13 protein-coding genes are annotated in these 10,364 nt (G+C 73.3%); 11 read left to right on the forward strand and 2 right to left on the reverse strand.

Annotated features, from left to right (window positions below):
• Positions 1-195 precede the first annotated feature (195 nt).
• Complete coding sequence (locus CNO22_RS22345; RefSeq protein ID WP_198588520.1) at positions 196-1,014, reverse strand: flagellin N-terminal helical domain-containing protein; 819 nt, start codon at positions 1,012-1,014, stop codon at positions 196-198.
• Between the two features lie 219 nt (positions 1,015-1,233).
• A complete protein-coding gene (locus CNO22_RS22350) occupies positions 1,234-2,217 on the reverse strand; it encodes a sigma-70 family RNA polymerase sigma factor (protein WP_100501447.1) in 984 nt (327 codons plus the stop codon).
• Between the two features lie 163 nt (positions 2,218-2,380).
• Here CNO22_RS22350 and CNO22_RS22355 point away from each other — a divergent pair, with 163 nt between their 5' ends.
• From CNO22_RS22355 to CNO22_RS28540, 11 genes are all read left to right on the forward strand, one after another.
• Entirely contained in the window at positions 2,381-2,866 is a 486-nt protein-coding gene (locus tag CNO22_RS22355; RefSeq protein WP_100501449.1) for a flagellar protein FlgN, read from the forward strand.
• A 73-nt stretch (positions 2,867-2,939) separates the two neighbouring features.
• Positions 2,940-4,388, forward strand: coding sequence for a flagellar hook-associated protein FlgK (gene flgK / locus CNO22_RS22360; protein ID WP_100501451.1), 1,449 nt, complete (start codon positions 2,940-2,942; stop codon positions 4,386-4,388).
• Positions 4,389-4,392: 4 nt separating this feature from the next.
• Positions 4,393-5,283 carry a flagellar hook-associated protein FlgL gene (gene flgL, locus CNO22_RS22365; protein ID WP_100501453.1) on the forward strand — a complete coding sequence of 297 codons (891 nt, stop codon included), beginning with the start codon at positions 4,393-4,395 and terminating at the stop codon, positions 5,281-5,283.
• Entirely contained in the window at positions 5,280-5,684 is a 405-nt protein-coding gene (gene fliW / locus CNO22_RS22370) for a flagellar assembly protein FliW (protein WP_100501456.1), read from the forward strand. The genes flgL and fliW overlap by 4 nt, the downstream gene beginning before the upstream one ends.
• A 100-nt stretch (positions 5,685-5,784) precedes the next feature.
• Positions 5,785-6,132, forward strand: a complete 348-nt coding sequence (gene csrA / locus CNO22_RS30370) for a carbon storage regulator CsrA (RefSeq protein WP_100501468.1) — start codon at positions 5,785-5,787, stop codon at positions 6,130-6,132.
• A 201-nt stretch (positions 6,133-6,333) separates the two neighbouring features.
• Entirely contained in the window at positions 6,334-6,804 is a 471-nt protein-coding gene (locus CNO22_RS22380; RefSeq protein ID WP_100501458.1) for a hypothetical protein, read from the forward strand.
• A 68-nt stretch (positions 6,805-6,872) separates the two neighbouring features.
• On the forward strand, positions 6,873-7,970 hold the full coding sequence (locus CNO22_RS22385; protein ID WP_100501460.1) for a sigma-70 family RNA polymerase sigma factor: 1,098 nt from the start codon (positions 6,873-6,875) through the stop codon (positions 7,968-7,970).
• A gap of 137 nt (positions 7,971-8,107) precedes the next feature.
• Entirely contained in the window at positions 8,108-8,452 is a 345-nt protein-coding gene (locus CNO22_RS22390; protein ID WP_100501462.1) for a hypothetical protein, read from the forward strand.
• Positions 8,449-9,207 (forward strand): hypothetical protein, encoded by a 759-nt coding sequence (locus CNO22_RS22395; protein WP_100501464.1) that lies wholly within the window; start codon positions 8,449-8,451, stop codon positions 9,205-9,207. The genes CNO22_RS22390 and CNO22_RS22395 overlap by 4 nt, the downstream gene beginning before the upstream one ends.
• Before the next feature lie 210 nt (positions 9,208-9,417).
• Positions 9,418-9,918: an IS110 family transposase gene (locus CNO22_RS28535; protein WP_269799619.1), complete on the forward strand. Its 501-nt coding sequence runs from the start codon at positions 9,418-9,420 to the stop codon at positions 9,916-9,918.
• Positions 9,833-10,364: transposase (locus tag CNO22_RS28540; RefSeq protein ID WP_198588522.1), on the forward strand; the 532-nt coding region annotated here is incomplete at its 3' end. The genes CNO22_RS28535 and CNO22_RS28540, both read left to right, overlap by 86 nt.

A 10,364-nucleotide genomic window follows, 5' to 3' on the forward strand; every position in this document is an offset into this window, starting at 1 on the left:
TAGTTAATTGCTTGTTACTGTGTGTGGTGGTTGTTGTTGGTATTTGCTTTTGTTGTATTGATACATCGTCTGCCGTGATCGATACGTGAGGAGTCGTCGGCAGCGTCAGATGTGTATAATAGACATGTGAGGGGGGAGGCTGGGCCTCCCCCCTCACCGGGTGGTGCTAGTGGTTCAGGCGCTCGGGGACCGAGGTCACCGGAGGAGCTGCAGGACGCCCTGCGAGCCCTGGTTGGCCTGGGCCAGCATCGCCGTACCGGCCTGCGACAGGATCTGCGACCGGGTGAAGGACACCATCTCCTGGGCCATGTCGGTGTCGCGGATGCGGCTCTCCGACGCGGTCAGGTTCTCGACGGTGGCGTTCAGGTTGTTGATCTTGTGCTCGAGCCGGTTCTGGACCGCACCGAGGTTGGCCCGCTGGGTGGAGACCGTCTCGATGGCCGTGTTCACCGCGGTGATCGCCGCGGAGGCGGTCGCCTGGGTGGTGACGTCGCCGGTGGCGCCGAGGGCGGTCGAGCCCATGTTGCCGATGCTGAGCGAGAGGGTCTCGCCGGCGTTGGAGCCGACCTGGAACAGCTTGCCGCTGTAGCTGCCGTCCAGCAGGGCGGTGCCGTTGAACGTCGTCTTGGTGGCGATGTCGTCGAGCTCCGCGACCAGGGCCTGGTACTCGGCGTCGGCCTTGGTCTTGTCGGCGTCCTTCAGGGCACCGTCGTTGGACGCCTGCACCGCGAGGTCACGCATGCGCTGCAGGATGGAGTGCGTCTCGGTGAGCGCACCCTCAGCGGTCTGGACGACGGAGACGCCGTCCTGCGCGTTGCGGACGGCGACCTTGAGGCCACCGATCTGCGAGCGCAGGCCCTCGGAGATGGCCAGGCCGGCGGCGTCGTCGGCGGCCCGGTTGATGCGCAGGCCGCTGGACAGCTTCTCCAGCGACTTGTTCATCGCGCCATCGGTCGTGTTCAGGTTGCGGTAGGCGTTGAACGCGGCGATGTTGTTGTTGACGCGCAGACCCATGGTGTTCCTCCTTGGAATCGGGTCGTTCTTGGTAACCGCTGCATCCGTGCTGCGGCCTTGCACAGGGGTCTACGGCTGCTCGTGGGCCGATCTTGAGGCGAACCGAGAACTTTCTCCGACGCCCCCTCCGGGGTGGGGTGTCGGCCGGTCGGCCCCGGAGAGCAGTGCGCCCGGGGTCCTCGGGGAAGGACCCCGGGCGCACTGCCGGGTGTCGGGGGCTCAGGCGCTCCGTCCGGTGGCCGTCACCCACGGGTTGTGGCGGGGCGGGACCGCCGGACGCGGGGCGGGCAGCGGCGGGGCCGCCGCCGGCGGGGCGTTGCGGCCGGCGACCCGGTCGACGTAGGAGCGCTGCTGGTTGCGGGCGCGCACCCCGCCGTCGGCCGGCACGGCCCTCCCCTCCCACACCTCGCTCATCGCCGCGTGCAGCAGGGTCAGCGCGCGGGCGCGCATCTGCGAGACGCGGGAGAGGGTGACGCCGAGGTCGGCGGCGATGTCGGTGAGCGATTCGCCCCCGAAGAAGTTGCGCTCCACGACCTCGTCGAGCCGGTCGGGCAGCTGGCGGATCGCCTCGTGCAGGTACCGGGAGCGTTCGCTGCGCAGCAGCGCCCGTTCCGGCGACTCCCCGGTGTCGGGCAGGTCCAGCGAGGCGCCGTCCGGGCCGCTCTCGGCGTCGATGCTCACCATGACCGCGCGGTGGACGTCGACCTGCAGCGAGTCCAGGTCGCTGGTCGCCATGCCCAGGCTCGCGGCGAGCTCCTCGCGCGTCGGCGGCCGGCCCAGCTGGATGGCCAGCGCGTCGGCCGCGGCGTCGGAGCGCCGGGCGGCGGCCCGCACCGAGCGGCTGGCCCAGTCGCCGGAGCGCAGCTCGTCGAGGACCGCACCCTGCAGCCGGGCCAGCGCGTAGGTCGCGAACGAGGCGCCCGCCGACGGGTCGAACCGCCGGGCCACCTCGACCAGCGCCACGCGGGCGCAGGACAGCAGGTCCTCCCGGCTGACGTGCGCGGGCAGCGAGATGCGCGACGCGACCGCGTTGACCGCGAAGGCGGCCAGCGGCAGGTGCTCGGTCACCAGGGCGTCGACGTCTCTCGGCGTGGTGTCCTGCGCGGCGACCGGCCGGACGGGGACACCGGCAGCCGGGGCGACGGGGACGCGCGAGGCAGTGGCACGGGACCGCAGGGTCGCCTGGGCACGCGATGGGCTCACGTCCCCCTTCTCGGCAGGTCCGAGCCCGGACGGCACCCCCTGATCGGCACGGACCCCTCCGGACTTGAGGCCCTCGGCTCAAGGCCCCCCGGCGGATGCCGAAGCTGCTGGGGAGAACCCGTGGGCGCACCCGCCCTGGGGAGTACGGGAGGACGGTGGGGGCGTGGACTACCAGCACCTGTCGACGTTGCTGTGGCGCGAGCAGGAGCTGCTGGACCTGCTGCTGTTCAAGGCAGAGGAGAAGCAGTACCTGATCGTCACGGGCAAGACCCGCTGGCTGGCGCGGATCGCGCACGAGATCGAGGTCGTGCTCGACCAGCTGCGCACCCTCGAGGTGGAGCGGGCGGCGGCCACCGAGGTGCTCGCCGAGCGGCTGGGCGTGGGCGTGAACCCCTCGCTGCGCAAGCTGGCCGAGGCCGCACCGGCCCCGTGGAACGACCTGTACGCCAAGCACCACGAGACCCTGTTGGTGCTCGTGACGGAACTGCGCGGTCTGTCCGACACCAACCGCGAGCTGATCGAGGGTGGGCTGTCCGCCATCGGCGACGCCCTGCTGTCGGTCAAGGCGCCGTCGGCCGGCACCTACGGGTCGACCGGCCGCAGCAACGAACGCGGGCACCGCGCGGTCACCCTGGACGGTGCTCTGTGACCGAGCTCGCCAGGTCACAGCAGGGAGCCAGCGTGCCACGAACGCGGACGACGAGCGCCAGCGAGGAGTACAGGTGAGCTCCACCTTCGGCGGCCTGAACACGGCCCGGACGGCGCTGTGGGCGTCGCAGCGCGGGCTCGACGTCACCGGCCAGAACATCGCCAACGTCAACACCGACGGCTACTCGCGGCAGCGCGTCGACCTGCGCGCCATGGGCGGCACCGCCGTCCCCGCGATCCACTCGGTGAGCAGCCCGGTGGGCAACGGCGTGGACGCCAGCCAGGTCAGCCGCATCCGCGACGTGTTCCTGGAGCGGCGCGGTCAGGTCGAGACGGCGCGCACCGCGCAGCTGACCGTCGGCACCGAGGCGCTGGCCCAGGTGGAGGCGGCCTTCCGCGAGCCGGGGGAGACCGGCATCCGCAGCATGCTCGACGACGTGTGGGCGGGCTTCAGCGCGCTCGCCAACGCCACGGACCCGACCGAGCCCGCCGTGCGCAGTCAGGTCCTCGAGCGGCTGGACATCCTGGCCTCGGGCATGAAGACCACTCGGGCCACCCTGGACCAGCAGTGGCAGCAGACCCGCGACAACCTGGTGGCGCTCGCCGCCGAGGTGAACACGACGGCGTCCTCCATCGCCGACCTCAACAACCAGATCCGCCAGGCCACCCGGTCGGGGTTGCCCACCAACGAGCTCTCCGACCGCCGCGACCTGCTGGTCATGCAGCTGGCGGAGCGGGTCGGTGCCACGTCCGTGGCCGCGTCGGACGGCATGGTCGACGTCATCGTGGGCGGCACGACGCTGGTCGCCGGCGGGTCCCCCCTCGGCCTGCGCGTGGCCGGCGTCGACGACCCCGACGCGGTCGGCACCGGGGACGACCCGCGGCTGGTCACGTCCCCGGGCGGGACGACGCTCCCCGTCGGCGGCACCGCCGGCGGCCAGCTGACCGTGCTGTCGACGACGCTGCCGAACTACCGCGGGACACTCGACACGCTGGCCCGCGACCTGGTGGGCCGGATCAACGCGGTCCAGGCCCAGGGCTACGACGTCTCCGGAGCGTCGGGGGCGGCCGAGCCCCTCATGGACGACGGCTCCGGCAATCCGGTCGTGGACCTGGCCAACGTCAACGCCGGCAACATCAGCGTCCGCGTGACCAGGCCGGAACTCATCGCCGCGGCCAAGACGCCCCCCGGCGTCCTCGGCCAGCCCTCGGCGGACGGCGGCAACGCCGACGCGTTCTTCGACCTGAGCCTGGAGGCCGGCGGCGTGGACTCCGCCTACCGGGCGCTCGTCGTCGCTCTCGGCGTGGAGGCCTCGGTCGCCCGCCGTGACGTCCAGGTGCAGAAGGTGATCTCCACCCAGGTGGACGCCGCCCGCGAGTCCGTGTCCGGCATCAACCTCGACGAGGAGATGACCAACATGCTCTCCTTCCAGCACGCCTACAGCGCGGCCGCCCGCATGGTGACCGCCATCGACGAGGCACTGGACACCCTGATCAACCGCACCGGCGTCGTGGGGCGGTGACCTGATGCGCATCACCCACCGGGCCGTCACACAGACCGCACTGCTCGGCCTGAACAGCAACCTGTCGTCCGTGGCGAAGCTGCAGCAGCAGCTGACCTCCGGCAAGCTGATCAGTTCGCCGTCGGACTCGCCGACCGGGACCAACAAGGCCCTGCAGGTCCGGCAGGACCAGAGCGCCGTCGCGCAGTTCGCGAAGAACATCTCCGACGGGCAGAGCTGGCTCGACGCCACCGACACCGCGCTGACGACGGTCATCGACCAGGTCCAGCGGGTCCGGGCGCTCACCGTGCAGGCCAGCAACACCGGCAGCACCTCGACCAGCGCACAGAAGGCCATCGCCGTGGAGGTGGCGGCGCTGCGCGAGAGCCTGCTCGGGGTGGCCAACTCGAGCATCAACGACCGCGCCCTCTTCGGTGGGGTGACCCAGGGCTCGACGGCGTACGCCGGCGACGGCGGCTACGTCGGCGCGCCCCCGGTGGGGGAGGGGATCACCCGGCGGGTGTCGAACGCCGACCGGATCCGCATCGACATCACCGGCCCCGAGGCGTTCGGCACGCCCGGCCCGGACGACCTGTTCGGTCTCATCGCGCGCATCGCCACGAACGTGGAGAGCGACCCCGCTGCCCTCTCCGCTGATCTGCAGGACCTCGACGTGGCACTGGACCGGCTGCTCGGGGCCGCCGCCTCCGTCGGCGCCCGCTCCGCACGCATGGAAGCCGCCGCGCGGGTCAACACCGACCTGCAGCTGACCCTCGCCGCGCAGCTCGTGGACGTCGAGGACATCGACCTGGCCAAGACGATCATGGAGCTGAACCAGACCGAGGTCGGCTACAAGGCGGCGCTGCAGGCCACCGCGCAGGTGATCCAGCCGACGCTCGTGGACTTCCTGCGATGACGCTCTCGGCCGTCGCCACCCTGCCCCTGCTCTCGATGACCGAGGCGCTGCCCGGGTTCCCGGGCCACCGCGACTACGTGCTGGTGACCGCCGACGGCGACGGTCGGCTGTTCTGGCTGCAGTCGATGGCGCCGGAGGGTCCGCGGTTCCTCGCCATCGACCCGGGCGTGTACTTCCCGGACTACGCCCCGGTCCTGCCCCCGGCCGTGTGCGCGGACCTGGCACTCGACGACCCCGCACAGGCGCGGCTGTACTGCCTGGTGACGGTGCCGGCCGAGGGCCCCGCCGCGGCCACGGCCAACCTGCGCGCCCCGCTGGTGGTCAACCCGGCCACCTGGCGGTCCGCGCAGGTCGTGCTGCTCGACGGATTGCATCCCATCCGGCGTCCCCTGCGCCGATAACTGGACAGGCGGACGCGAGTCCGTCACGCTCCGGCCCGCATCGGGCACCCACCCGCCCACCGCCACGGACGGCCACCACACACCCATGGAGGGGTTCCACGTGCTCACTCTGACCCGCAGCGTCGGCGAGACCATCCGCATCGGCGACGACATCGAGGTCCACGTCGTCGAGGTCCGCGGCGGCACCGTCCGCCTCGGCTTCAAGGCCCCGCGCGAGGTGACCATCCACCGCGAGGAGGTCTACCGGCAGATCGCCGAGGCCAACCTGCTCGCGGCGCAGGTGACCGCCGACACGCTCGGCGCGCTGGCCGCCTTCGCCCCCGCGACGGCGGACGCCGACACCGCCGAGCCGGTCGCGCCGGGCGGGGCGCCCGCCGAGCCGGCGACCGCGCCCGCACCGGCCGCCCCGGTCGGTCACGGACGGGTCACGGAGGAGCCCGCGGGCTGACAGAAGTGGCCGGGGTGGGACCCCCGGCTGTTGTGGACTCCTGCCGACGACCTCATGCAGCGGTCCCGACGGCGGCGCGACACGGGCAAGAACTGCCGAAGAGATGCCCTCACATTGCGTATGGCACAGCGAGAGTTGTGCCGGTCGCTCGGTCGCTGATGCGCGAGAGTTGCCCCAAGCACGTCACAGGGGGCGATCAGGATGCAACACAGCGCAATCACCGAGTCCGGCGACCAGGTCGCCACGGTCGTCGGCTCCGCCGCGGAGTCCGACACCGTCGTCGTGCACGTGCAGCTGCGGCCGCGCCGCGGGTCCACCCGGCGGTGCCTCGCGGCGCTGGCCGAGCTGGCCGGTGCGCACCACCCCGAGGTGTCCTTCACGCTGACCGGGCTGAGCAAGGACGACCGGGTCGTGCGGGTGACCGTCGGTGTCGAGCTCGGCCCGCGGGCCGCCGTCGCCCGGTTCTCCCCACAGGCGCAGGCCGCCTACGCGTTCGTCAGCTCGGTGTTCACCACCCTGTACGACCACATGCCGGTCTACACCGTGGAGCCGGGCGAGGCCGAGCGCGCCGCGGCGGCCGACCTCATGGCCCGGCTCGCTGCCGGCCCGGCGACCGAGGTCGTCGTCCCCGCGCCCCGTCAGCCTGCCGCGGTCGAGCAGATCCCGGCGTAAGCACTCCCGGGCGCCCGCCTCCGGCGTCCGACGCGGCACCGTCTTCCCCACAGCGCCGAGGAGTCCCGGTGAACCACCTCCCCGCCACCCCCGCCGACACCACCTCCACCCGCTCCCGCGAGCCGCTGGTCTTCGGCGGCATCCCCGAGGCCGAGGGCTGGGCCCTCGCGCCCATCACGGCCCGCGACCGGGTGCACTTCCGCACCGACCGGGAGCTGCCGCTCGAGGAGTTCCGCCGGGAGCTGCCCGACGGCGTCACGGTCAGCTATGACCAGGGCGAGGGCCTGTACCGGGTCGACGGCGCCTGCGGCACCGCCTCGGTGCTCGCCGACTGGGTCAAGGCTTGGTGCGCCGGGCGGGGGACGGCGACCGTGGGGCTGCGCGCGGAGACCGACGTCCGTCGCCGCGCGCCGCGCGACCTGCCGCCGGCCTTCCTCGACGAGCTGTGCCGACACTACCTCCCGGTCAGCCTCAAGCGGCTGCAGCGGAACTCGAGCACGCTGCGGCTGCACGTGCCCGACCCCGACGACCTCGCCCAGCAGGTCAGCGAGTGGATCCTCAAGGCGATCGGGCAGTTCGACGAGGGCAAGGGGGTCCCCTTCGGCGCGTTCCTGGCCACCCAGCTGTCGAAGTGGGTGCACGACCTGGGCCGCAACGCCCACGGCCGCACCGCCGCCGACACCGAGAACAAGCAGCAGAAGGCGGTCGCCGCCTTCCTCACCGAGCACCAGCGGCGACCCAGCGAGAAGGAGCTGGCCGCCTACATGGGGCAGAGCGTGGCGACGCTGCGCCGCAACTCGCAGACGGTCGCGACCCTCAACGGGCTGCGCAACCTGCAGTCCCTGGACGGCGTCGGCCCGGACGGCACCGAGATCATGCTGCCGGACGCGCACGAGGCGCCGGACGAGATCATGGGCGAGGCCGAGCAGACGCTGCTGTCCCACGCGCTGACGGCGGCCTGCGCACCGGACCCCGACGCGCGGCCCGACCAGCGGGCCGGGCAGCCCAACGTCCTGGGCTGGGCGACGTGGTACCTGACCACCTGGGGCGGCCGGACGAAGACGCAGCTGTCGGCCGACCTCGGCACCTCGGTGCGGAACATGAACGTGCACGCCGACCGCGTCGAGCGGGCGCTCAAGCAGCGCCTGACCGAGCTCGCGGACTGATTCGTTCCGTCGACGGGAAATCGCGCCTGTCCGGGTCCAACGCGGTTGCTGCCTGCCGATATCCCTGGTGTGACAGAGCGCAGGGGAGCCCGCCGCAGTCGTGTTGCGGAGCCCGCCCCGGCGGCGGCGGGTACGCGGTGAGCACCCTCGCCTCGGGCGGGCCCGCGCACGACGTCCTGGTCCCGCACTGGCTGACCGCAGCCGAGCGCGAGCAGCTCGCCGGCGTCGTACGGGCCGCCGTGGGGGACGAGGCGCTGCACCCGGTGGCCGCCATCCACCTCGCCGACGTGCTGACCGAGCTGCACGTGGCCACGGCGCGCGACGCCGTGTGGCCGGCGTCCGCGGCCCGCGTGCGTCGGGTCACCGGCTGGGGCGCCGACGTCCTGCCGGTGCGGCTGTCCTCCCGGGAGCTCGAGAGCGTGCTGACCCTGCCCGGCCTCGCACCGGCGCTGCGCACCGCGCTGTGCCAGGACCGCCCGTGAGCGGGGGCCTGTTCGCCGCCCCCGGGCTCCTGCAGCGGCTGCGCTCGGTCCCCGTGACGGTGGCCGAGCTGCGGCGGACGGCCGACGAGGTGCTCCCCGCCCTGGCCACCGGCCGGCTGCGCGTCACGCTCGCCGACGACCGCGCCGACGGTCCGGTCGTGGTCCTCGAGGAGGACGAACGCCGGATGCGCACACCGCTGCGCGACCTGGCCGAGGACATGACCGACGCCCGCGTCGGCTCGACCCCCGAGGAGCTCGCCACCGCCCTGACCGCGTGGGTGCACGACCGGCCGGTCGCCGACGCGGTGGCCGCCGAGTCCGGCGTCGCGGTGCTCGACTGGACCGACCGCACCGAGACCGCCGTCGGCTGGCGGGTCGTCGTCCGCCGCGGGGACCGGGCGCTGCCGTGGACGCCGTCGCCGGGTCTGGACCGGCGCGCCGTCGAGCGGGTGCGCGTGGCCGCCGGGGAGCGCGCCGCCGCCGTCGGCGGGCAGCTGCGGGTCGAGGGCCCCGTGGCCCTGTGGTCGCACCCCGAGGTGCCGGCGCTCGCCTCCGCCGTGCTCGTGGCCCCCGAGCTGCTGCTCGACCGCATCGCCGCGGCCGGGCTCGACCTGCAGGACCCGCACGTCGTCGTCACGCCGCACTCGCCGCTGGCCTGCGCCGGCGCCGCCGTGGCCGCCCGCCTCGCCGGGGAGACCGGCGAGGCCTGCCAGCGCCTGCCCTGGCGGCAGATCGCCCGCCTGCGCTGGATCTGAAGACCCCGTCCTCCCCACCCTTCGCGAGCTCCGGGCAGGTCCCGCGACGGGGCCGCGCGGTCCGCTCCGGGCGGTGGTCGCACGCCCTCGACCATCGTCACTGGTCAGTGTCTTCAGACGGTATGGGGGCTGGGGCCCCGCCACGAATGATCGTGGGTTGCCGCGCAGGGGGCGGCCCTGGCGGTAGAGCCACAGGCGTGGGAGGCCCCAGTGATCGGTCAGCGTACGAGTGTCGGACTGGATGTTCATGCCCGTTCGGTGGTGGGCCGCGGGCTGGATGTGGAGACCGGTGAGGTGGTGCGGGCGCGGTTGACGCCGGCGCACGAGCAGGTGATCGAGTGGCTGCGGTCGTTGCCGGGGCCGGTGAAGGTGACCTATGAGGCGGGGCCGACCGGGTTCGGGCTGGCCCGGGCCCTGGAGGCGGCCGGGATCGACTGTGTGGTGGCCGCGCCCTCGCGGCTGCTGCGCCCGTCCGGGGAGCGGGTGAAGACCGACGCCACAGACGCGCTGCACCTGGCCCGGCTGCTGGCGGTGGGCCAGGTGACCGCGGTGACGGTGCCCGATGCGGAGACCGAGGCCGCGCGGGATCTGGTGCGCGCCCGGGATGATGTGCGCGCGGACCTTGATGAGCGCCCGGCACCGGGTCACGCACCTGCTGCTGCGCCAGGGCATCGTCTACGCCGGCGGCACCCCGTGGACCCGGGAGCATGAGAACTGGCTGCGCATCCAGCGCTTCGCCCGCCCGGCGCTGCAGAGCGCCTACGACGCGGCGCTGGAGGCGCTGGCCGCCACCGAGGGCCGCCGGGACCGCCTCGATGAGGCGATCACCAAGCTGGCCGCGGGCAGCCGGTTCACCCCGGTGACCGACCGGCTGGCCTGCTTGCGCGGCATCTCGACGCTGACCGGGTTCGGGCTGGCCGTCGAGATCGGCGACTGGTCACGCCTCTCGCCGGCCACCATCGGGGCCTATCTGGGGCTGGTGCCCGGCGAGTCCTCCACCGGGGAGAACCGCGCGCAGACCGGGGTGACCAAGACCGGCAACCGCCACGTGCGTCGGTTGCTGGTCGAGGCGGCCTGGCACCACCGCCCGCCGTATCGGCCCTCGACGAGGCTGCAGCGCCGCTGGCAGCGCGCACCGGGGGCGGTGGCCGCGCACG

Source organism: Geodermatophilus chilensis, assembly GCF_002802985.1.
Taxonomy (GTDB): Bacteria; Actinomycetota; Actinomycetes; order Mycobacteriales; family Geodermatophilaceae; genus Geodermatophilus; species Geodermatophilus chilensis.